This window comes from Streptomyces griseiscabiei (assembly GCF_020010925.1).
Taxonomy (GTDB): Bacteria; Actinomycetota; Actinomycetes; order Streptomycetales; family Streptomycetaceae; genus Streptomyces; species Streptomyces griseiscabiei.
Map to the genome: position 1 here is coordinate 1,440,748 of NZ_JAGJBZ010000001.1, position 22,016 is coordinate 1,462,763.

The window sequence follows — 22,016 nt, forward strand, 5'->3', positions numbered from 1 at the left end:
CCGTCGGCCTCGGTCGGCCTCGGTCAGCCGAGGATGTCCCGGGCGGTGCGGATCATCGCCGCGATGGTCGGGGGCAGTCGTTCCTGGTCGGGGTCGTGATGTCGGCCCTCGCGGTGGCGGCGCAGGTTGTGGCCCATGATCGCGGCCATCTTGGTGCGGGCCAGCGCGCGGAACCAGTCGAGGGCGGGCGGGGCGGAGCGGCCGTCGAGGTAGGCGGCCAGCAGCTCGCCCTCGGTGGGCAGGCCGGGGATCTCGCGGCCCAGGCGGGGGAAGTTCCGGTGGTCGGTGAAGAGCAGGGTCCAGCCCAGATCGGTGCGTGGATCGCCGAAGGACCAGATCTCCCAGTCGATGACGGCCACGGGGGTCTCGCCCACGCAGAGCGCGTTGCCCAGCCGGAAGTCTCCGTGGGTGAGGACCGGCGGCAGACCGGCGGGGACACTCGCGGCGAGGCGTGTCAGCAACTCTTCGGCGCCCGGCCGCAGTTCCTCCGGCACGGCCCGCATGGTGCGGCTCCACCGGTCGAGTTCGGCGGCCGCGTCGAGGGGGTCGGACCGCTCCAGGTCCGGCACCCGGGTTCGGTGCAGCCCGCTCAGGACGCCCGCCAGCGCCAGCATCCTCGTCCGACAGAGGGCGGGGTCGAGCCGGTGGTCGTCGAGGACGGGCTCGACCGCCTCGCCGGACACGAACTCCATGGCGAACCAGGCGGGTTCGCGGTCGTCCATGGCGACGACGACCGGTACGGGCACCGCGCCGCCGAGGGCCCGCAGGGCGCGTGCCTGGCGCAGGACGTCGTTCCGGCCGACCGGCCGCTGTCCTGGGGGCACGGCCTTGACGACGTACGCGGTGGGGCCCGCGGTGACAGAGTAGGTGAGACCCGAATGGCCGCCGGGCAGGGTCGTCAGCGCGCCGACCGGTTCGCCGGGGTGGAGGGCGGCGAGCCATTCACGGACGCGTCCGGCGAGTTCGGCCGTCCCGGCGAACGTGCTCAACTCGCCACCTCCTTCGTCGCCTTGGTGTGCGGCTCGGCCGGTCTGGGCTCCCTGGGCAGGCCCAGCACGCGTTCCGCCAGGATGGTGCGCTGGATCTCGTCGCTGCCGCCCGCGATGCTGTAGCCGGGGGCGCCGAGCAGATGCTCGGTCCAGGCGAAGGTGCCCCATTCCCCGGTGTCGGCGGCCAGGCGCGGACCCAGCAGCTGCTGGACGAGGTCGGTGGTGGCGCGCATGGTCGCGGTGGCGTAGAGCTTGCCGACGGAGGCCTCGGCGCCCGGCTCGCGGCCGGTGACCAGGGCCGCCGTGACCCGCAGTCCGATGAGCCGCTGGGTGAGCGCGCGGACGTAGAGGTCGGCCGCCTGCTGCCGTTCGCCGCCGGTGAGCGGCCGGGGCAGCTGCCGGGCCAGGTCGAGGGCGCGGTCGGCGTTGTCCAGGCCGAGGGTGCCGGAGTCCAGCCGTTCGGCGGCGAGGACGGTGAGCGTCACCCGCCAGCCCGCGCCGACGGGGCCGAGCCGGTCGGTGTCGGGGACCCGGACGTCGTCGAGGTAGACCTCGTTGAAGCTGGACCCGCCGGTCATCTGCCGGATCGGGCGTACCGTGACGCCGGGGGCGTCCATCCGGACCAGGAAGACCGTGATGCCGGCGTGCCGGGGCGCGTCGGGGTCGGTGCGGCAGACGGCGACTCCCCAGGTGGCGACGCGGGCGCCGGACGTCCAGACCTTGTGGCCGTTCAGCACCCAGCCGCCCCCGTCCGCGTCCCGGACCGCCCTCGTGCGGACGGCGGCCAGGTCGGAGCCCGCCTCGGTCTCGGAGAAGAGCTGGCAGGCGAGTTCGTCGCTGCGGAGCATGGACCTCAGCAGGCGCCGCTTCTGCTCCTCGGTGCCCCAGACACCGATCGCGGGGGCCACCAGCTGCTGGGTGACGGGGAAGATCTCGGTGCGCCGGGGCACGTCGAAGGCGGCCTCCTCGGCGCGGTACACCTGCTCGTAGTACGCGGGCAGTTCGCGTCCGCCGTGTTCCTCGGGCCAGCCGAGGGCGCCCCAGCCCTGGTCGAACCGGACGCGTTCCCAGTCGCGGATGCGTTCGGTGTGCGTACGCTCCTCGTCCTCGGTCCAGTTCTCGAACACGGCCACGGAGTCGTCGCCGTGTCCCCGCTCACGGCCCCCGGGTCCCCGTCGGTCCGCCACCTTCGCCAGCCAGCGGCGGGCCTCGGCGCGGAACTCCTCGGGCCCGGGTACAGGTGTCGGCACCGTACGTGTCACCTCCCTCCCCTCCCTTCCGTTCAGCGGGTCAGTACGGTGCACGCGCTGACGCCCGGTGCTCCGTAGACATGGGTGAAGCCGGTGCGCGGCTCGCCCGGGACCTGGCGTTCACCGGCCCGGCCGCGCAGTTGCTGGACGATCTCGTGGACCTGGCGCAGCCCGGAGGCGCCGACGGGTTCGCCGTTGGCGATGCAGCCGCCGTCCGTGTTGACCGGGAGCGCGCCGCCGATCGCGGTGGCGCCCGAGGCGATCAGCCACTTCTGTTCGCCGTGCTCGCAGAATCCGCACTCGGCCAGGTGCATCACCTCGGCGCCGCTCTCGGTGTCCTGGAGCTGGCACACGTCGATGTCGTCCGGGCCGGTGCCGGCCTCCTCGAAGGCGGCGCGCGCCGCGTCCGTGCTGACGGAGGTGGGTGTGCCGCCGGGTGCCCAGGGGCTGAACACCTCGAAGGAGCCGAACCGCCGGGTGCGGACCACGGCCGCGCGCAGGGCGACCGGAGCGGCGGCGGCGCCCAGTTCGCGGGCGACCGCGCGGTTGCAGAGCACCAGTGCGACCGCGCCCTGCCCGGGTGAGCAGAACATGTAGCGGGTCAGGGGGTCGTTGACCATGCCGGAGGCCAGGATCTGGTCCGCGGTCAGCGGTTCGCGGCGCCAGGCGTGGGGATTGAGGACGCCGTTGGCGTACGCCTTCTCGGCGACCAGGGCGAGGGTGTGCGGGGTGATGCCGTGGTCGTGCGCGTACCGCTGGATCTTCATGGCGAAGAACTGGGTGGTCACCATCAGGCCCTCGCCGCCGTACGCCTCGTCCAGGCCCCAGTCGGCCGGCCGCGGGTCGAACGCGCCGCGTGGGTGTTTGTCGAAGCCGACGGCGAGGGCCACGTCGGCGGCGCCGGCGCGGAGCGCGTTGACGGCGGACACCAGGGCACTGCCGCCGGTGGCGCAGCCGTTGCGGACATTGACGAACGGCACTCCGGTGAGGCCGAGGCGGGTGACCAGGGTGTCGGCGTTGCCGGCGGCGTCGCTGCCGCCGAACGCCGCCCGCACCCGGGACCACGGCAGCCCGGCGTCGGCCAGCGCCGCGTTCACGGCGTCCACCGCGAGGTCCCTGCCCGTGGCCTCCGACCGGCCGAACGAGGTGATCCCGACCCCGCAGACCAGGACGTCGGCGGCGCTCACGCCACCGCTCCTTCCGGACCGGCATGCCGGGCGCCCAGCACACCGTCCGGGTCCGCCGGCCGGGCGCGGGGCGCGTCGTCCCGGTCCGCCGGCCGGGCGCGGGGCACGCCCTCGCCCGCCGTGAGGGTGACCGGCATGTCGATCCTCATCTCCTCGGGGCGTACGCCGTCCAGGACGGCCAGGATCCGTACGCCCTCGGGGAGTTCGACGTAGCCGACCACGAACGGCCGGAACCCGCCCTCGGGCGGCACGTACGGCGGGGACTTGGGCGCGTACCGCTGCACGGTCCAGGTCCACACGGTGCCCGTGGTGGAGAGGACCACCGGTTCGGCGGGCCCTCCGCACCTCGGGCAGACGGGGTCCGCCGGGTGGACGGTCACGGCGCAGGCGGGGCAGCGGGACCCGCGCAACGGCCGCGCGGCCACGGGCCCGAGTGCCGCCGGGTCGGCCGCCGCCGGCTCGGTCACGGGCCCGGACGGCGGGTGGGCGCCGGGCACGGCCGTCAGCGCCCCTTCCACTGCGGGTCGCGCTTCTCCAGGAACGCGGAGACGCCCTCGGCCGCGTCCTCGGAGTTGAGCATCACGCCGACCGCGAGGTGCTCCATGACCATCAGGGACTGGATGTCGGCGTCGAGGCTCCGGTCGATGGTCATCTTGGTGATCCACATGGTGAACGGGCTCTTGTCCGTGAGCTGGCCGGCGAACTCCTCGACGGTGGCGTCGAGTTTGTCGGCGGGCGCCGAGTCGTTGATCAGGCCGAACTCGGCGGCCTCGACACCGGTGAGCAGCTTGCCGGTGAGCATCAGCTCCTTGGTCCTGCGGACGCCGATCATGCGGGGGACGCGGTAGATCGGTCCGGCGCCGCCGAAGAGGGCGCGGCGGATGTGGAAGTCGCCGATCAGGGCGTCGTCCGCGGCGATGGCGAAGTCGCAGGAGATCATCAGCTCGAAGCCGCCCGCCGTGACATGGCCTTCGAGCACCGCGATCGACGGGGTCCGCATCGAGTAGAGCCGGTCGCAGACCTTCGCCGACAGCACGGCGACGTCGATGGCGGTGGAGCTGCCGATGAAGTCGGCCTTGAGGCTGTCCAGGTCGAACCCGGAGCAGAAGGTGTTGCCGCGCCCGCGCAGGATCAGCACCCGCAGCTCCGGGTCGGCGTCGACCTCGGTGATGATCTCGTCCAGCCGGTTCAGGATCGGCACGGTGACACAGTTCTTCTTGTGCGGCCGGTTGAGCCAGACGCGGGCCACATGGCCGTCCCGCTCGAACTGGATCTCGTCCTCGACTGCCATCCGCTCTCTCCTTCACTCCCTCGAACTGAACTGAATTCACTTGATTCTCGGGGTCGCCCCGCACCCTGTCAACAGGTCCCGCGGAGCGATCGGCCACATCAGGGGCCGGGACGGGTCCGCTCCGGCAGCCCCGTGAGGCCGAGGAGTCCGGCCAGTCGGACACGGTGGTCGTCCGCCGTGCCGAACAGCGCCTCGTCGGCGCGCGCCCGGCGCACATAGAGATGGGCCGGATGCTCCCAGGTGAAGCCGATCCCCCCGTGGAGCTGCACATATTCGGCGGTGGCCCGCCGATAGGCGGTGGCGCACACCACCGCCGCCGCACTCGCCGCCACCCGCGCCTCCTCCGCCTTCCCCTCCTCCCCCGCACCCGGGTCCGCGCGACAGACGGCCGCGTACCGGGCCGCCGACCGCGCCGCCTCGACCTCGACCAGCAGATCGGCCAGGCGGTGCTTGACGGCCTGAAAGGAGCCGATCGCTCTCCCGAACTGAGTTCGATGCGAGACATAGTCCACGGTCGCGTCCAGCGCGTGGGCACAGCCGCCGACCTGTTCGGCGGCCAGCGCCGTCCGTCCGGCGTCCAGGACGGTGTCGACGATGCCGGGCGCCTGCCCCGCCTCGCCGACCGGTTCGGCGGGCGCGCCCCGGAAGCGGAGCAGGGCCTGTCGGCGGGTGGGGTCCAGCACCCGCCGCGCCGTACGGTCGAGGCCTCCGGCGCCCGGCTCGCACACGAACAGACGCGGGCCGTCGGGCGCCCGGGCGGCGACCAGCACCGCGTCGGCGCCCTCGCCGTCGAGCACGAAGTCCGCCTCACCGCGCAACAGCCAGCCGTCCGGCCCGCGTTCGGCGGTGATCCGCGCCGGGTGCGCGAACCCGGCGACGGTGGCGGTGCGGGCCCCGGCGGCGATCCCCGGCAGCCAGCGCCCGCACGCCGCCCGGTCGCCACTGGCCAGCAGGGTGTGCGCGGCGAGCACGACGGTAGGGAGCAGCGGCGCGGGGCACAGGACGCGTCCGGTCTCCTCCAGCGCCACGGCGAGATCGGCGAACGAGCCGCCGGCCCCGCCGTACTCCTCGGGCAGCGCGAGACCGTGCACCCCGATCTCGCCGGCGAGCCGGTCCCACAGCGCCCGGTCGAATCCGCGCGACCCGGCCGAATGCCCGCGCACCTCATCGGGCCCGCAGGTGTCGGCCAGGAACTCGCGGAGCACCGCGCGCAGTTGCCGCCGCTCCTCCGTCTCCCCCAGCAGAGCCGGATCCACATCGAGCCGGAACATCGGGCCTCCCACGTCGCAGTCACAGATGGTCCCGGCGGTGCGCGCCGGGCGGGAGGGCGCGCCCTCCGTCTCGCTGCCGCAGCCACCGGCTACGCGGTGAAGCGACCGCCGTTGGCGAGCAGCACCGCGCCGACGAGGTTGGCGGCCTCGTCGCTCGCCAGGAACAGCGCGACGTCGGCGATCTCCTCCGGCGTCGCGTAGGGCCGTACGCGGGGGTCGGCGAAGCCCTCGCGCAGCACGGCCGGGGTGTGGGCGGCCATGCCGGTCTCGGTCGGGCCGGGGGCCACGGTGTTGACGCGCACGCCGAACGCGATGGCCTCCTTGGCCACGGACTGGCTCAGCGCGTGGACACCGGCCTTGGCGGCCGCGTAGTGCGGATAGCCGGTGAGCGTGTCGAAGGCGGCGGAGGAACCGAAGGTGACGACGGCTCCCGAACGGTTCGGCACCATCGCCCGCAGGGCGGCGCGCAGGACGTGGAAGGTGCCGTCCAGATTGATCCGCAGGACCCGTTGCCACGCCTCCACGCCGAGGCGCGTCGTCACCTCGGGCGGGCGGCCGGCCTGTACCGCGTCGGCCAGCCAGCCCTTCACGGTGGGATCGTCGACGCCCGCCGCGTGCACCACCACATCCAGTCGGCCGTGCGCCCGTACGGCCGCGTCGAGCACCCGGTCGACCTGGTCGGCGTCCGCCACGTCCAGGTCCACCGCGTGCCCCTCGGCCAGTTCCCTCGCCACCGCCTCCGCCGCCGGGCCGTCGATGTCCGCCACGACGACGGCCTCGGCGCCCTGGGCGGCCAGCCCGCGGGCGACCGCCCTGCCGATCCCGGAACCCGCGCCGGTGACCAGGGCGACCCGCCCCGCGAACCGGCCGCGCCCCGCACCCCTGTCGCCCATCGAGCCACCGTCCTCGCACCGTCATCCTCTACTGAACTGACTTCATTTTTGCTAAGGTGACGCCCATGTCAACAGGCTGCGCAGGGAGGGCGGAATGCGAGCGGTCCGGCTGACGCGCTGGGGCGGCCCACCCGTGGTCACCGAGAGGGAACGCCCCGTACCGAGCGGCGAAGAGGTCCTGCTGCGGGTCGAGGCGGCCGGTCTGTGCGGCTCCGACCTGCATGTCCTCGCCGCGCGGCCCGGCGCCCTGCCCTACGAGCCGCCCTTCACGCTCGGGCACGAGGTGGCCGGCCGGGTGGTGGAGCGGGGCCCGGACGCCGTCGGCCCCGGGACCGGGGAGCGGGTGGTCGTGTACGGCGCGTGGGGCTGCGGGCGGTGCGGGCGCTGTGCGGCGGGCGCGGAGAACTACTGCGACCGACGCGCGGACCTGGACGCGACCCGCACCGGGACGGGGGCCGGTCTCGGGCGCGACGGCGGCCTGGCCGACTTCCTGCTCGTACCCTCCGGTCGCCTCCTGGTGCCGGTGGGCGACCTGGACCCCGCCCAGGCCGCGCCGCTGTCCGACGCGGGGCTCACCTCGTACCACGCGGTGGCGGGACTTCGGCCGGCGCTCGGCGAAGGACGGGACGGGGAGGCGCGTGCCGGCGCCGGCTCGCACGTGGTCGTCATCGGCGTCGGCGGGCTGGGGCATCTCGCGGTGCAGATCCTCCGCGCCACCACCTCCGCCCGGGTGCTCGCGGTGGACGTCCGGGAGGAGGCGGTCGCGCTCGCCGAGGCGTGCGGGGCGCACTTCGCGGCGGCCGTCCGGGCGGACACCCCCGAGGTGCTGCGGAAGCGGACCGGTGGCGCGGGGGCCGACGCCGTCGTCGACTTCGTCGGCACCTCCGCCACGCTCGGCCTGGGGCTGAGCCTGCTGCGGGCGGGCGGCACCCTCTGCCTCGTCGGCAGCGGTGGCGGAGAACTGACGGTCCGCAAGCCCGGGGCGCTCCCTCCCGGCCTGCGGATCTCCCTGCCGTTCTGGGGCACCCGGCCCGACCTGGAGCGGGTCGTGGCCCTCGCCCGCGCCGGCGTCGTCAGGGTCACGACCGAGCGGTTCCCGCTGTCCCGGGCCCCGGAGGCGATCGCCGCACTGCGTTCCGGCCGGGTGCGCGGGCGGGCCGTCCTGATCCCCGACTGACGGCGGGCCCGCGTACCAGAACTGAACTCATCTCATCCCCGCCGTCGCGGAAGGTGCGTCGCGGCTCAGCCGGCGTTGAAGCGGTACGCACCCGCCGTCGCCCGGTAGACCTTGTGGGACGGACCTGCAAGGGTCGGTGGGTCGCCCTGGGTGAAGCACCCCTTGGACGCGTCCCAGTAGTTGGCGATGAACGCCTTGCCGCCGGGGCTCTCCGCGCCGGAGCAGGCGCCGAGGGACGGGATCTCGACATCGTCGGCCCCGTCACCGACTTCGTGCGTCTGCTCTTCGGCGAGGAGGCCGCCGACGGGTGACGGGCCCGCGAGAGGGCTGCGCATGTCGTCCGTGACCGTGCGGACACCGGATGCGTACGATCCCGAGCTGTTCAGACTTGGCATGCACGCGAAATAGTGCGGGAACGGGGCGCTATGGGGCGGAAACGGGGGCACTGTGAGCCTGGAATACCGACTGCTCGGGCCGGTCGAGGTCTGGTCCGGCGGCCGTCGTCTCTCGCTCGGCGGGCCCAAACCCCGCGCGCTGCTGGCCGCGTTGCTGCTGCGGCCGGGGCGGGTGGTCGCGGCCGAGGCGCTGATCGACGCGATCTGGGGAGAGGGACCGCCGGACTCCGCACGGGCGTTGATCCAGACGTACGTCTCCGGACTGCGGCGCGCGTTACCCGCCGGGGCGGACGGGATCGAGACCCGCCCGCCCGGCTATCTGCTGCGCGTGGACGGCGACCGCGACCGGACCGACCTCGGGGACTTCGAACGGCTCACGGCGGCGGGACGGGACCGGGCCGCCTCGGGCGACCGTCCCGGGGCCTCCCGACTGCTGCGGGAGGCACTGGAGTTGTGGCACGGGCCGGCCCTCGGGGGGATCGGGGACGCCCTGCGCGTCGAGGCCGAGCGGCTGGAGGAGGCGCGGCAGGCCGCCCTGGAGGACCGTATCGCGGCCGACCTCGCCTCGCCCGGCCATGAGCCGAGCCTGGTCGCCGAACTGACCGCGCTGGTCGGGACCCACCCCACCCGGGAACGGCTGCGCGGACATCTGATGGTCAGCCTCTACCGGCTGGGACGGCAGGCCGACGCCCTCGCGGCGTACGCGGAGGGACGCGGCGTCCTCGCCGACGAGCTGGGCATCGATCCGGGGCCGGGGTTACGGCAGTTGCACGAGGCGATCCTGCGGTCGGACCCCGCGCTGATCCCGACCGCCGGGGCGCGGCCGGGACGGCCGCGCCCGGATCGGGGCCCTGCCCAGGGGGGCGAGACAGGGGGCGGGACCGGGTTCGTCAAGACGGACGCCGGCCCGCGGACGGACGCCGGCCAGGAGCCGCGCCCACCGCACCAGGCAGGCCGCGACCTCCCCTCCAACCCCGCTCATCCGCTCGACACCACCCACCGGCCCGGCCCCTCCGGAGCGGCCGTCGGCGAGGGCTCCCCGGCGGACCCGGCAGGCACGCCGCACGAACGGCCGGTGCGAGCCGAACCGCTGCCGCGGGCCGCCCTCCTCCCGCCCGCCATCGGTGACTTCACGGGGCGGGAGCGGCAACTCGGCGAGGTGTCCGCCCTGTTGACCGGCGCCCGTGAGGCGATGCCGGTCGCGGTCGTGTCCGGGCCCGGCGGCATCGGGAAGTCCGCGTTCGCCGTACAGGTCGCGCATCGCGTGGCCGCCGACTACCCGGACGGCCAGCTCTACGCCGAACTGCACGGCTTCAGCGATCCGGTGCCGCCCGCCGAGGTGCTGGCCCGGCTGCTGCGCGCGCTGGGCTCCGAGCCGCCCGACGCGCCCGCCGAACGCGGCGACCTGTTCCGCAGCCTGCTCGCCCGGCGCCGGGTGCTGCTGGTCCTCGACGACGCGGGCAGCGAGGCACAGGTACGGCCGCTGCTGCCGGGCAGCGCCAGCTGCGGCGTGCTGATCACCTCCCGCGCCCGGCTCGCCGGTCTCGGCGGCGCGGCCCGCACCGGGCTGGACGTACTGGACGACGAGTTGGGCATCGATCTGCTGGCCCGGATCGCCGGCGACGGGCAGGTCCGGAGCGATCCGGAGGCGGCGCGCCGCATCGTCGCCCTGTGCGGCGGGCTGCCGCTGGCCCTGCGGATCGCCGGGGCCCGTCTCGCGACCCGCCGCCACTGGACGTCGCGGATGCTCGCCGACCGCCTCGCCGACGAACGCCGTCGCCTGGACGAACTCACCGTGGGTGATCTGGAGGTCCGTACCGGCCTCGGCCTCAGCTACGACGCCCTCGACCCGCTCTGCCGCACCGCCCTGCGCCGTATCGGCCTGCTCGGCGCGCCCGACGTGGCCTCCTGGACGGTGGCGGCGCTGCTGGACCTGCCGGATCCCGAGGACGCCGAGGACGTGGTGGACCGGCTCATCGACGCGCAGCTGCTGCACTTCACGGGCGTGGACCGGGCCGGGCAGTCGCGGTTCGGACTGCACGACCTGGTCCGGGTGTACGCGGCCGAGCGGGCCGAGACGGAGGACCCGCGCGCCGAGCGGGCCGCCGCCCTCGGGCGCGCGCTCGGCGCCTGGCTGTGGCTCACCTGCCGGGCGACCGCCGCCGGACCGTCCGGTGAGGTGGTGCTCCAGGACCCGAGCACCCTGTGGCCGGTCGGTGAACGGGCCGCGCGGCAGGTGCTCGCCGACCCGACCGCCTGGTTCGAGGCGGAGGCCGCGGCGATCGCCGGCGCCGTCGAGCGGGCCGCCGCCATGGATCTGCACGCGCTCGCCCGCGAGGCCGCCGTGACCCTGTGCTCGTCCGCGTACATCGTCGACAACCGCTTCGACTCCTGGTCGCGCACCCACGAGGCCGCGCTGGCGGCCGTCCGCCGGGCCGAGGACCGCGCCGGGGAGGCCCTGCTGCTCATCGGTCTCGGGCAACTCCGGTACGAGCAGGACGACTTCACGCAGTCCGTGGACCACTACCGGCAGGCGGTCCGGCTGTGCGCCGATCTCGGGGACACCCGGGGACACGCGGCGGCCCTGGCGGGGCTCGGCGGCGCCTACCGCGAGCAGGGCAGGTTCCGGGACTCCGCACGTGAACTCACCCGCGCCATCGAGGACTTCAGACGGCTCGACGACACGGCGGGCCTCGGCCTCGCCTGCCGTCTCGCCGGGTCGGTGCACCTCGAAGTCGGTGAGTACGCCACCGCCCGCGTCCTCCTCGACGAGTCCCTGGCCGCCTACCGCCGGCTCGGCAGCCGGCGCGGGGAGGCGCTCGCCCTGCGGTCGTACGGGCTGCTGCACCGCGCGCTCGGCGAGTACGCGGCGGCGGAGGAGCTGTCCGGCCGGGCCCTGGCGATCCTCCAGGAGTTCGGCGACCGGCTGATGAGCGCGTACGCCGCCCAGGCCCGGGCGAAGGCGCGGCTGCGGCTGGGGCGTACCCGGGAGGCGGCGGCGGACCTGGCCGGTCTGCTCGATGTGTGCCGGACGTACGGCGACCGGTGGGGCGAGGCGCTGGTCCGGCGCACCCTCGGCGAATGCGCCCTCACCGAAGGGGCGTTGACGGAGGCGGAGAGACATCTCACCGAGTCCGTCGCGCTCTGGGACACACTGCGGCTCCCCCTGCCCCGGGCTCGTACCCTGCGCTCCCTCGCGGAGTTGCGGGACCGCCTCGGCGACGAGAAGGGGGCACTCGTCCTGCGGGAGGAGGCGGGCGAGGTGTTCACCGCGTACGAGGCGCACGAGGCGGGGGAGCCGTGAGCGGCCCCGGCGGCTCCAGGAGTCGCTTCAAGGATGGGCACGGGAGATGAAGAGGACCTGAAGGGAAGTTGTAGCGGGCCCCGCGAAGCTTCTCGGTGTCGGAGGGGAACGGGAGCGAACAGCCCGGACTCCCCCGGCACCAACGGGGAATCAACGGGGAAAGGACTTTCGATGTCCAGTACCACCACGAACGGCACCACCAGGAACGGCACCACCAGGAACGGCACCACCGGGCGCGACACGGCCAAGACGTCCGCGCGGCGCGCCGCCACCGCTCTCCTGCTGATCTCGGCGCTCGCGGGCGGCACGCTCACCGCGGGGGCGGCGTCGGCGACCACGCAGTCGCCGCGCTCGGACGCCGCCGCGGCGGCGGTCTCGCTCCAGACGGCCATCAAGAACAAGGCGCGGCAGCAGGTGGGCATGTCGCCGCGCAACCGCGAGAGGGCCGGCAACTGCAACTACTACAGCGCCGTCGCCACCAGCCCGAAGAGCGGTGTGGTCGGCTCGTGCAAGAAGGTCGGCGGGTTGCAGTGGCGCACGAACAACTGGTGCGCCGACTTCGTCCGCTACGTCTGGAAGAACTCCGGCGCGCGCACCAAGAACACCGACGCGTTCGCCGGCTCGTTCTACCGGGCCCGCAACTCCATCGGCGCCTGGCACGCCCGGGGTTCGTACGTACCCAAGATCGGTGACGCGGTGCTCTACGACTGGGACGGCGGCACGCCGAGCCTCGGAACCAACGGCTGGGACGTCGACCACATCGGCATCGTCATCGGCTACAACGCCAAGACCAAGGCCCTGACCACCATCGAGGGCAACACCACCAAGTCCGGCAACGGCGGCACCGAGGGCGTCTACCAGCGCACCCGGTACAACACCAAGGCCGGTGACGTCGTCGGCTACGTGACGCCCAGGAAGTAGCGAGCGAGGGGCCGCACGAGCCCGACACCCACGGGGAGGGAGCCCCCGGCACCGGCCGTCGGACCGGTGCCGGGGGCTCCACCGCGACGACCGGGCGGTCACCGCCCTGTCGTCCGGACTCTCTTGTGGTTACCGGGGAACCATAGGAGAGTCAGCGGTGACCTGGACGAACGCACTTTCGGCGACTGAGGAACCAGATGGTGGCCAAGCACATACTCGAGGGCCTGCCGGAGAACGCGGATCTCCGGCGCGCGGACTCCCTGGCGCGGGAGATCTTCTCCGACGTCGCCAACAAGTGGGCGCTGCTGATCATCGAGGCGCTGGGCGAACGCACCCTGCGCTTCAGCGAGTTGCGTGACGAGGTGGAGGGCGTCAGTCACAAGATGCTGACCCAGAACCTGCGCATGCTGGAGCGCAACGGCCTCGTCGACCGGAAGGTGCACCCCACCGTCCCGCCGCGTGTGGAGTACACCCTCACCGAGCCGGGCCGGGCACTGCGCGCCACGGTCGACGCGCTGTGCGGCTGGACCCACCGGTATCTCGGCCACATCGAGGGCGCCCGCGACCGCTTCGGCGGCTGAGGGGCGCCCGGGACCGCGGCCTCGCCGGCTCCGCTCAGGCCGGTGAGGGCAGCAGGGTCGCCGGGGTGGGGCCGTCGGGGCGGACGGTGAGGCCGTGGACGGCCCTGGTGGGGGTGGAGCGATAGGCCGGGACGTGGGCCGGCAGCAGATGTTCGAGGAGGACCGTCGACTCGCGGAGCGCGAACTGCAGCCCGAGGCAGGCGCGGGGGCCGACGCCGAAGGGGTAGTAGGCGCCCGGGTGGGAGGGGCGGCCGTCCGGGGTGGTGAAGCGCCGGGGGTCGAAGCGCTCGGGGTCCGGCCAGAGTCCGGGATCGCGGTGGGTGAGGTACGGGCAGACCAGGAGGTCGGTGCCCGCCTCGATGGTGTGACCGTCGAGGAGGTCGTCCTCGGCGGCGTGGCGGGGCAGGATCCAGGCGGGCGGGTAGAGCCGCAGCGTCTCGTGGACCAGGGCCTGGAGGGCCTGACGGCGCTCGGCCGTGCCTTCACCGCCGGCGGCCAGCGCCTGTGCGCGGGCCTCGGGGTTCCGGTGGAGCAGCAGATGGAGCCAGGTCAGGGTGGTGGCGGTGGTCTCGTGGCCGGCCGCGAGCAGCGTGACGAACTCGTCGCGGATCAGCCGGTCGGTGTACTCGGGGTGCTCGGCGGCGGCGTCGGTGAGGACGTGCAGCAGGCCGGGTCCCTCGGGGCCGGCCACCCCGTCGCGGGCGGCCTCGACGGCCTTCCGGACGACCGCGTCGATCCGGGCGAGATCGGCGGCGACGGCCTCCCGCGCCTCGTCGGCGTCGGAGGGCAGGGTCGGCAGGGCTGCGCCCACGCTCTCCACGGCCTCCAGCTCCCGCTCGGTGGCGTCGTCGAGGGGGTGCCCGGTGAGGGAGCGCCAGATGGTGTCCAGGGCGAAGCGGCGCATCTCCTGGCCGACGTCGAAGGTCTCCCCGGTGCGGGCGTAGGCGTCCCAGCGTGCCGCGGTGGTCCGGGCTGCGGCGGTGATCCGCTGTTCGTAGCGGCGCATCCCGGTGCCGGTGAACTGGGACTGCAGCAGCCGCCGTTGCCGTTTCCAGGCCGTGCCGGTGGCGGACAGGACACCGTCGCCGACCAGCAGCCGGGCGCGGTGCGACCGCTTGACGTACCGTTCGGGCCGGCGGGCGAGGACGTGCTGCACGGCTGTGGGGTCCGTGACGAGGACCGTGGGCGCGGGGCCGATGCGGAACGCCGCGACACCGCCGAGTTGTTCACGGACGCGGGTCAGCAGCTCGACCAGTTCGCCGCCTTCGGAGTGCCACCGCCGCACCAGCTCCGGTTCGGCCTCGGGGACCGGCTTCCCCGCCGCGGGAAGGGGCGTTTCCTCGGGCGCGTGCGGCGCGTACGGAAGGGAGCCGCTTCCGGCTTCGGTGTCCATGTGTCGTTCCCCTGATCGGTCGAGGCCGGGCAGCCACCGGCCGGGCCCCCGCAGCACGGACTGTACGGGTCGGGTACGACGGGTGACCGCCGATCGCGGGAGGGACGGCCTGAACGGGTGCCCGCGGGCGCGAAATCGGTCGCACGCCCCGCGCGGAGCCGTCGGCTGCCGGCTGCCGGCTGGCGGCTGGCGGCTGGCGGCTGGCGGCTGGCGGCTGGCGGCTGGCGGCTGCCGACCGTCGGCGCGCGACGGCATGGCCGGCCTCACCGAGAACGCTTTGCTCCGCGGCCTGTACCGGATCCGCTCCGGCGGACGATCACGGTCGTGAAGTACATCGCATCCCCGGGGTTCGGGTTGCGGCCGGGGGTGGTGCGCGTGTTCGGATGAGGTGATGCGCTCCCCCCACCGCACAGATCCGCGTCGGCACTCCGACGACCCGTCCGAGGCACCTCCCGGCTCCTCCGGGAATCCGCGCAACCCGTACGACGAACTGGGCGCCCTCGACGACGGCCCGCTCGAAGTGACCTCGCTGGAGGAGTTCTTCGACGCGGACACCGCCCGGCCCGGGGAGGAGGCGGAACCCGAGCCGGAGTGGACCCCGCCCGTCCATCGCCGGGGCGGCCGGCGGCGGCGTGGCCGTTTCGCCGGGCTGCCGCTCGCGGTGAAGGCGGTGGTGGGCCTGGTGGTCCTCGCCTCGTTCGCGGCGCTCGCCGACCGCTGGGCCGTGCTGTACGCGGAGCACCGGGCCGCGGACGCCCTGGAGGACCGGCTGGACCTGGCGGCGGCGCCCGAGGTGGAGATCGGCGGCTTCCCCTTCCTCACCCAACTCGCGGGCAAGCGGCTGGAGTCGGTCCGGCTGACCGTGCCGGACGTGGCGGCCGACCGGGTGTCGCTGGCGAAGGTGTCGGCGACGGCCCATGACATCCGGCTGGACGCCGACGGTCTCACCTCGGTGCGCGGCGCCCGGGTGCCCCGGCTCGACGGTGACGTACTGCTGTCGTTCGCCGATCTCAACCGCGAACTCGGCGCCTCCCAGGTGACGTTCACCGGTGACGGCCGGGACCGGGTGCGGGCGCGCGGCACCCTGCCGGTGGCCGGGCGCGATCTGCGGCTGCGCGCGGAGGCCACGATCCGGCGGCAGGGCGAGCGGGGCATCGCGACGGAGATCGGCGGGATGCGGCTGGACATCGGGGATCTGGCCACCTACCGCCCCGGCACGGGCGCCTCGGACGGACTGCATCTGACGCCGAAGGCCTCCGCCGGTCTCGCCCGGGAGACCCGAAAGGCGAAGGCCCTGCTGTCGGTGCCGGCGATCGTGGAGCGGCTGGGCCTGTCCGACGCGACCGCGCGCGAGGCCCTGGGCGACAAGGGCAAACTCGCCGAACTGACCGGCTCCGAGCGCTTCACCCGCCAGGCACAGGGCCTCAACCTCATCGATCTGGCCCTGGACAACCCCGAGGTGCTGCGCGGGCTGGGCCTGGACCCCGAGCTGCTCGACGCCCTGTCCCGGCTCACCCGGCCCGTCCTCGCCGAGCGGCTGTCGCTCTCCTTCGAACTGCCGGAGCCGGAGCGGGGGAACGTGCGGCTGCGGGACGTGCGGGTGGAGGAGGACGGTATCCGGGTGCGGCTCACCGGGTCGGAACTGGCCGTGGGCGGCGGCTCGTAGGTCTGCCGACGCCCCGTCGGCGCCCCGTCGGTGCTGCGTGTGCGCGCCGTATGCGCACCGTCGGTTCTGTGTTCTTGATGAAATTTGGTGTGCAGATGTGTTGACCTCTGTTCGAGATCTCTTTTAGTTTGCGGGAGCCACAGAGCCGCCGACCTGCATTTCCGGGTTTCGCGGACGCAACCGCCCAGAAAGGGATCCGGTGCCACTCAAGAACCATCGCGGGACGGCCTGCCTCGCGGCGTCGCTGGCCGGCGTCACGGCATTCGGCGGGCTCCTCGCCGCCCCCGCGTCCGCCGAGTCCGCAGCCGCCTCCCGGCACGCCTCGCCGCCGCCGGTGAGCGACTTCCGCGGCGTCAACTGGGCCGACCCGCGTGACAACTACGCCGACGACGCGGTCGTCCCCTCGGGGCTGTCCACCTCGGACGGCTACGCCACGACGTACGCCAAGTCCCGGGCGATCATCGGCGGGTTCGCCAAGCTCGGCGCCAACACGGTCCGGCTCCCGGTGAACCCCACGTCCGTGAACGGCCCCTTCTGGAAGTCGTACCGGGCCGCGATCGACGCCGCCTCCGCCAAGGGCTTCAAGGTCATCCTGGGCTACTGGGAGGCCGACAACGCCAAGGACGGCAGGATCGACGACCAGGCCGCCTGGGACCGGATGTGGGCACGGCTCACCAGCGCGTACAAGCACGACCCCAAGGTGTACTTCGAGCCGATGAACGAGCCGTTCGGCTACACCTCCGAGGAGTGGCGGGACGTGGCGGCGCGCTGGCTGACCGTCCATCGCTCCGTCCCCCGCGACCGGGTCCTCATCGGCGGATACAAGTACAGCGAGGACGTCAAGCCGATCTGCGCCGACAGCCGGCTGAACGGCACCCGGATCGCCCTGCACAACTACGGCTTCTGGCACACCGACTGGACCAGCGTCGAGCAGTGGAAGGCGGACTTCAAGGAGCGCATCGGCACCTGTGCCTCGCGCACGATCCTGGACGAGTTCGGCGCCTCCATGACCACCGGCCTGGACTACAACGGCCCGGTCAACGGCTCCAACGAGGTCGCCTACATCCAGGCCGCGACCGAGATCATCCGGGAGCTGCGCCTCGGCTCGGTCTACTGGCCCGGTCTGCGCAACGGTGACACGTACTCCCTGACCACCCTCCAGGGCACCGGCACCCGCCTCAGCCTGAAGGTCAACAACCAGAGCGGCCTCGACCGCCTGCACTGGGCCTGGAAGAAGAAGTAGCGCGACGGCGGACCGAGCGAGGAGGGAGCAGCGGCCGCGCCTTGGCCGCCGCTCCCTCAAAGGCGTTTCGGCACACCGCAGTTGACGTCATGCCGACAGCACGCGCTCCGCTATGCTCGGCCCCGTTCGAACGATGGACGACCGACCGAACAAGCGACCACCGGCGGGTGCCACGCCCTCCGGGAAGGAAACGTGAGCGAGCACGTGACACCCGCAGACGGCGACGACCGGACGGCGACGCGCGCTCAGCGCGGCACGGGACGGCTGATCGCCGGTCGGTATCTGCTCCACGAGGTCCTCGGCAGGGGCGGCATGGGCACGGTCTGGCGCGCTCACGACCAGCTGCTGGACCGGCCGGTCGCCGCCAAGGAGTTGCACCTCCTCGCCCAGGACGAGGACGAACACCGCGTCCGGATGCGCCGGGCGGTCCGTGAAGCGCGCGCGGTCGCCCGGGTGCCGCACCCGCATGTGGTCGGCGTCCACGATCTGGTCGAGGCCGAGGACCGGCTCTGGATCGTGATGGAACTCGTCGAGGGCCCCTCGCTGGCCCACCGGGTCGCCGAGTCCGGACCGCTCACCCCGGCGCACACGGCAGCGCTCGGGCTGCAGATGCTCGACGCGCTGGAGGCCGTGCACGCGGCCGGCGCGCTGCACCGCGACGTCAAGCCCGCCAATGTCCTGCTGCGCCGCGGCGGCGACGCCGTGCTCACCGACTTCGGCATCGCGGCCCTGGACGACGGCGAGTTCCTGACCGGCACCGGCCAGCTGGTGGGCTCCCTGGAGTACATGGCGCCCGAGCGGGTGACGGGCGCCGAGAGCGGTCCGGCCTCCGATCTGTGGTCGCTGGGCGCGACCCTCGTCTCGGTGTGCTGCGGGCAGTCGCCGTTCCGCAGGCCGGGCGGCCCCGCGACACTGCACGCGGTGGCGTACGAGGAACCCGTCCTGCCGGAGGGTCTGGGCCCGCTGCGGCCGGTCGTCGAGGCGCTGCTGCGCAAGTCCCCCGAGGCGCGTCCGTCGGTGGCGGGCGCGGTCCGCCCTGCGGCTCGTCGCCGCGGGTGAACCGGACTCCGGGCCGCTGCCCCCGGCGACCGTGCGCGTGCCCCGGCCGTCGGCCGCGCTCGCCGACGTCGACACCGTGACCAGCGGGCACGAGCGCCCCGTACGGGCCGGGGAGACCGTGCCGACGCCCCGGGGGCCGGGCTCGCAGTCGGCGCGTCCGGGCGGGCGGAAGCCGCTGTGGTGGGCACTGGCGGGTACGGCGATGCTGGCGGCGGGTGCGGTGGGCGGGCTCTTCCTCGCCGGAGTGCTGCCGTTGCGCGAGGAGTCCACGACGACCGTCGCCCATGTGGTCCAGTCGGCGACCGGCTGGCAGCCGGTGAACGGAATCACCGTGCGGCAGGGCGACCGGATCACCGTGCGGTTCGTCTCGGGCGAGTGGACGGCCGATCACCGGAACATGCCCATGGCGGGGCCGGCCGGCTACGACGCGGCCACCGACGCACGGCTGGAGGGGGCGAAGGACTGCAAGGTCAAGGCCGCGGCCCCCTTCGCCTCGCTGCTCGCGGTGCTCACCGGCGACAAGAAGTTCCCCGTCCACACCGTCGGGAAGAAGATCGCCTTCAGGGCCACCGGGGACGGCACCCTGCAGCTGGGCATGAACGACACCGCCGGCGCCTGCTCCGAGGACAACCGGGGCACGCTGACCGTCAAGGTGACCGTGCTGCACCGGAGTTGAGACCGGGGCCGCCTCGGTGAGGGGGTCAGCGCAGCAGGCCGGCGCGCCGGGCGGCGGTGACCGCCTCGAAGCGGGTGGTGGCGCCGAGTTTGCGCATGGCCGAACGCAGATGGCCCTTCACGGTCTCCAGGCCGATGTCGAGCCGTTCGGAGACGCCGAGATTGGTGCAGCCCTCGGCGACCGCGGTCAGGACGTCGAGCTCGCGGGGCGACAGCCGCGGCGGCTGCCGCGCCGGCGGCCCCTCGGCCTCCTCGGCGCAGCAGCCCTGTCCCAGCAGGGAACACACCTCGTGGAAGCGGTTCTTGAGGTGTCCGTCGTCCAGCGTCGCGCTGAGAGCCAGCAGTTCGGCGTGGGCTTCGTGGACACGGACCAGGGCGGCGCCGTCATGGGGCGCGGTGCTGTCCCGCACCTCGCGGGCCTCGGACAGCAGCCGGTCGACCTGTTCATGGGACGCGAGGAACTGCTCCAGGTCGCGTGCCGCCCGGGTCATCGCCGTCAGCACCCGGTCGCCGAGCCGTACCGCGTCGCGCGATCCCACGAAGAGGACGGCCCGGACGGTGGTGCCCACGATCACGGGGGCCGCCGCCATCGCCCGTACGCCCTCGGCGGCGACGAAGGAGTCGTACTCGTGGCTGATCCGCTGGGCCCTGCGGTAGTCGCTCACCGCCGCCGGCCTGCCGGTCCGCAGCACCTTGCCGATCAGTCCCGCCCCGGCCGGGACGGACAGGCCCCGGCGCTCCGGTGACCGTACGCCGCTCGTCTCGCCGATCCGCAGCTGGTGGGTGCCGACCACCCAGGCCGCCCCGGCGACGGGCATCCCGCTCTCCCTGCGCAGAGTCAGAACCGCCGCGCGGGCGGCCGCGGCCTTTTCGCTGTCTTCCGCCGGTAACACGACAGGGCCGACTCCTCACCTGACCGACAGTGGATGACACATCGCTGTGGGCGACTCCCCCGTCGTCAGGAGAACAGTTCTTCAAGGGTCGCGATCGCGTCAAGAGCCCGCCACGGAAACCTAGTTGACGAAAAGTCAGCCCTCGCGGCGGCTGACACGTGCACATATCGCACGGGCCGCAGATCCCACGCCGCGCCGAGGCGTCCGCCGCGTCTTTCTGATCGGACGTTCAGTAGTCCGCTCCCGCGCGCGCCACCCTCAGACGGGGGTAGCTGGACGCCCCGCTTTACCTCATCGTGGTGCCAGCGACAGGCCGCTCCCGGCTCCGGCCGGGCCGGGTGCGAGCCCCGCGCTCTCTCCCTCCCCCGACTCAAGGCCCGCTGGACACAGGACCGTTGCGTGCCCCCAGCAGCCCCGAGCCTGCGCGCACAGAGAGGCGCCCCCATGGATTTCTCGTTCTCTCCACGTCTCGCCGACCTCGAAGAAAGCGCTGTCGACCGCGCGGTGCGGATCGTCGGCGGGCGCGGCCACCTGCGGGACAACCCCGTGGAGCGGCTCCACCGCGTGGCCCGTGTCGACCGGATCCGGATGGGCACCTCCGAGGTCGGGCGGCTCTTCCGCGCCGACGAGATCGACAAGCGGGATCTGTCGGGACTGCCGCGGTTCTCCACGGCGTCGGGCGAGCTCCCCGGGGTGCACGGCCCGTTCGTGGAAGGGGCCGCCCGGTGAGCGCGCCGGTCGTGGCGCCCCGGACCACCGCCCGGGCCCTGCACGACGTGATGGAGCCGTATCACGCGGTGCTCTACTACGCGCCCCAGGTCCAGGAGGCGTTCGCGGACATCGGGCTGAAGGGCATGTGGCGCGGCTACTTCGGCAGCCGTGCCGCCCCGCTGGGCCCGGCCCCGGCGTCCGTGGTCACCGCGCTCTTCCACCACTTCAAGCCCGCTCTGGTCGCACGGGCGGTGCCGTCCGTCTGGGAGGCGGCGCCGCCCGACGACATCCTGGCCGCCCGGCTGGCCGGTGTGGACGCGGCGCTGCGCGCGCTGCTGGGCAGGACCGTCGACGGTCCGGACATCGCCGAGGCCGCGTCCCTCGCCGCGTCGGCCGCCGCCGCGTGCGGCGCGCCCGGCCGTCCCCTCGGCGCCGCGAACGCCGCCCTGCCGCTGCCCGGGCCGCCCCACCTCGCGCTGTGGCAGGCGGTCACGACCCTGCGCGAGTACCGGGGGGACGGGCATGTCGCGGCGCTGACGCACGCCGGGTTCGACGCCGTCGAGGCGCTGGTGACCGTCACGGCGGCGGGCGGCGAGGTCCGGTCGAGCATCCAGGCCCGCCGGGGCTGGACCGACGAGGAGTGGGCCGAGGGCGAGCGGCGGCTGCGCGACCGCCGGCTGCTGGACTCCGACGGTGGCCTCACGCCCGGGGGCCGCGCGGCCCGCGACACCGTCGAGATTCTCACCGACCGCTTCGCCGCCACGCCCTGGGACACCCTCGGCGCCCAGCGCACCCACCGGCTGTACACCCTCCTCCAGCCGACCGCCGAACGGATCGTCGACGGCCTCGGCATCCACCTCCCGACAGCCCCGAGGACTCTGCCCGGCTGACGCCCCGGCGAAGTCCCGGGCCGGCTCACAGCCGCGCCGAAGTCCTCGGCCGGCTCGCACCCGCACCGTGGAAGACCACGACCCCCACACCGCCTGGCGGAACACGTGACCCATCTGAACCACCTGGGCGCACCACACGCCCCCACCACCTCCCCCGATCAGCACACCCCGGCCACGGCGAGCGCGCCCGACGCCGATGCTCCGGGTCGCCGGTGATCTCGGGGACC

At 73.9% G+C, this 22,016-nt stretch carries 20 protein-coding genes; 10 read left to right on the forward strand and 10 right to left on the reverse strand.

Going from position 1 to position 22,016, the window contains the following annotated elements:
* Positions 1–23: 23 nt before the first annotated feature.
* The 7 genes from J8M51_RS06285 to J8M51_RS06315 all read right to left on the reverse strand — a co-directional run bounded on the left by J8M51_RS06285 (position 24) and on the right by J8M51_RS06315 (position 6,881).
* Positions 24–989: a phosphotransferase family protein gene (locus tag J8M51_RS06285; RefSeq protein ID WP_086756385.1), complete on the reverse strand. Its 966-nt coding sequence runs from the start codon at positions 987–989 to the stop codon at positions 24–26.
* Entirely contained in the window at positions 986–2,239 is a 1,254-nt protein-coding gene (locus J8M51_RS06290) for an acyl-CoA dehydrogenase family protein (protein ID WP_086756414.1), read from the reverse strand. Before J8M51_RS06290 ends, J8M51_RS06285 begins: the two co-directional genes overlap by 4 nt.
* Before the next feature lie 32 nt (positions 2,240–2,271).
* Complete coding sequence (locus tag J8M51_RS06295) at positions 2,272–3,426, reverse strand: thiolase family protein (RefSeq protein WP_086756383.1); 1,155 nt, start codon at positions 3,424–3,426, stop codon at positions 2,272–2,274.
* The gene (locus J8M51_RS06300) at positions 3,423–3,944 is read right to left on the reverse strand and encodes a Zn-ribbon domain-containing OB-fold protein (RefSeq protein WP_256964858.1); all 522 of its coding nucleotides are present in this window, start codon (positions 3,942–3,944) and stop codon (positions 3,423–3,425) included. The genes J8M51_RS06295 and J8M51_RS06300 overlap by 4 nt, the downstream gene beginning before the upstream one ends.
* A complete protein-coding gene (locus tag J8M51_RS06305) occupies positions 3,929–4,717 on the reverse strand; it encodes an enoyl-CoA hydratase/isomerase family protein (protein ID WP_086756381.1) in 789 nt (262 codons plus the stop codon). The genes J8M51_RS06300 and J8M51_RS06305 overlap by 16 nt, the downstream gene beginning before the upstream one ends.
* Positions 4,718–4,815: 98 nt before the next feature.
* On the reverse strand, positions 4,816–5,988 hold the full coding sequence (locus tag J8M51_RS06310; protein WP_086756379.1) for an acyl-CoA dehydrogenase family protein: 1,173 nt from the start codon (positions 5,986–5,988) through the stop codon (positions 4,816–4,818).
* Between the two features lie 89 nt (positions 5,989–6,077).
* On the reverse strand, positions 6,078–6,881 hold the full coding sequence (locus J8M51_RS06315) for an SDR family NAD(P)-dependent oxidoreductase (RefSeq protein WP_086756377.1): 804 nt from the start codon (positions 6,879–6,881) through the stop codon (positions 6,078–6,080).
* A 94-nt stretch (positions 6,882–6,975) separates the two neighbouring features.
* Here J8M51_RS06315 and J8M51_RS06320 point away from each other — a divergent pair, with 94 nt between their 5' ends.
* On the forward strand, positions 6,976–8,058 hold the full coding sequence (locus J8M51_RS06320; RefSeq protein WP_086756375.1) for an NAD(P)-dependent alcohol dehydrogenase: 1,083 nt from the start codon (positions 6,976–6,978) through the stop codon (positions 8,056–8,058).
* Between the two features lie 65 nt (positions 8,059–8,123).
* Here J8M51_RS06320 and J8M51_RS06325 read toward each other — a convergent pair whose 3' ends face one another.
* Positions 8,124–8,393, reverse strand: a complete 270-nt coding sequence (locus J8M51_RS06325; protein WP_086756373.1) for a hypothetical protein — start codon at positions 8,391–8,393, stop codon at positions 8,124–8,126.
* 112 nt (positions 8,394–8,505) lie between these two features.
* On the opposite strand from J8M51_RS06325, the gene J8M51_RS06330 reads away from it, so the two are divergent.
* The 3 genes from J8M51_RS06330 to J8M51_RS06340 all read left to right on the forward strand — a co-directional run bounded on the left by J8M51_RS06330 (position 8,506) and on the right by J8M51_RS06340 (position 13,259).
* Positions 8,506–11,757 carry an AfsR/SARP family transcriptional regulator gene (locus tag J8M51_RS06330; protein ID WP_086756371.1) on the forward strand — a complete coding sequence of 1,084 codons (3,252 nt, stop codon included), beginning with the start codon at positions 8,506–8,508 and terminating at the stop codon, positions 11,755–11,757.
* A 171-nt stretch (positions 11,758–11,928) separates the two neighbouring features.
* Positions 11,929–12,678: a CHAP domain-containing protein gene (locus J8M51_RS06335; protein WP_107473729.1), complete on the forward strand. Its 750-nt coding sequence runs from the start codon at positions 11,929–11,931 to the stop codon at positions 12,676–12,678.
* 197 nt (positions 12,679–12,875) lie between these two features.
* Entirely contained in the window at positions 12,876–13,259 is a 384-nt protein-coding gene (locus J8M51_RS06340; RefSeq protein ID WP_086756367.1) for a winged helix-turn-helix transcriptional regulator, read from the forward strand.
* A 34-nt stretch (positions 13,260–13,293) separates the two neighbouring features.
* Here J8M51_RS06340 and J8M51_RS06345 read toward each other — a convergent pair whose 3' ends face one another.
* Positions 13,294–14,652 (reverse strand): cytochrome P450, encoded by a 1,359-nt coding sequence (locus J8M51_RS06345; RefSeq protein WP_086756365.1) that lies wholly within the window; start codon positions 14,650–14,652, stop codon positions 13,294–13,296.
* A gap of 391 nt (positions 14,653–15,043) precedes the next feature.
* Between J8M51_RS06345 and J8M51_RS06350 the strand changes: the two genes are divergently transcribed.
* From J8M51_RS06350 to J8M51_RS06365, 4 genes are all read left to right on the forward strand, one after another.
* A complete protein-coding gene (locus J8M51_RS06350; protein ID WP_086755495.1) occupies positions 15,044–16,318 on the forward strand; it encodes an LmeA family phospholipid-binding protein in 1,275 nt (424 codons plus the stop codon).
* A 199-nt stretch (positions 16,319–16,517) separates the two neighbouring features.
* Positions 16,518–17,561, forward strand: coding sequence for a glycoside hydrolase family 5 protein (locus J8M51_RS06355; protein ID WP_086755496.1), 1,044 nt, complete (start codon positions 16,518–16,520; stop codon positions 17,559–17,561).
* 192 nt (positions 17,562–17,753) lie between these two features.
* Entirely contained in the window at positions 17,754–18,620 is an 867-nt protein-coding gene (locus J8M51_RS06360; protein WP_267299026.1) for a serine/threonine-protein kinase, read from the forward strand.
* A 37-nt stretch (positions 18,621–18,657) separates the two neighbouring features.
* On the forward strand, positions 18,658–19,296 hold the full coding sequence (locus J8M51_RS06365; protein WP_267299027.1) for a hypothetical protein: 639 nt from the start codon (positions 18,658–18,660) through the stop codon (positions 19,294–19,296).
* 25 nt (positions 19,297–19,321) lie between these two features.
* Here J8M51_RS06365 and J8M51_RS06370 read toward each other — a convergent pair whose 3' ends face one another.
* A complete protein-coding gene (locus J8M51_RS06370; protein ID WP_086762509.1) occupies positions 19,322–20,188 on the reverse strand; it encodes a LuxR C-terminal-related transcriptional regulator in 867 nt (288 codons plus the stop codon).
* 444 nt (positions 20,189–20,632) lie between these two features.
* On the opposite strand from J8M51_RS06370, the gene J8M51_RS06375 reads away from it, so the two are divergent.
* Positions 20,633–20,917 (forward strand): acyl-CoA dehydrogenase family protein, encoded by a 285-nt coding sequence (locus tag J8M51_RS06375; protein ID WP_256966246.1) that lies wholly within the window; start codon positions 20,633–20,635, stop codon positions 20,915–20,917.
* On the forward strand, positions 20,914–21,789 hold the full coding sequence (locus tag J8M51_RS06380) for an SCO6745 family protein (protein ID WP_086762513.1): 876 nt from the start codon (positions 20,914–20,916) through the stop codon (positions 21,787–21,789). Before J8M51_RS06375 ends, J8M51_RS06380 begins: the two co-directional genes overlap by 4 nt.
* Positions 21,790–22,016: the final 227 nt, after the last annotated feature.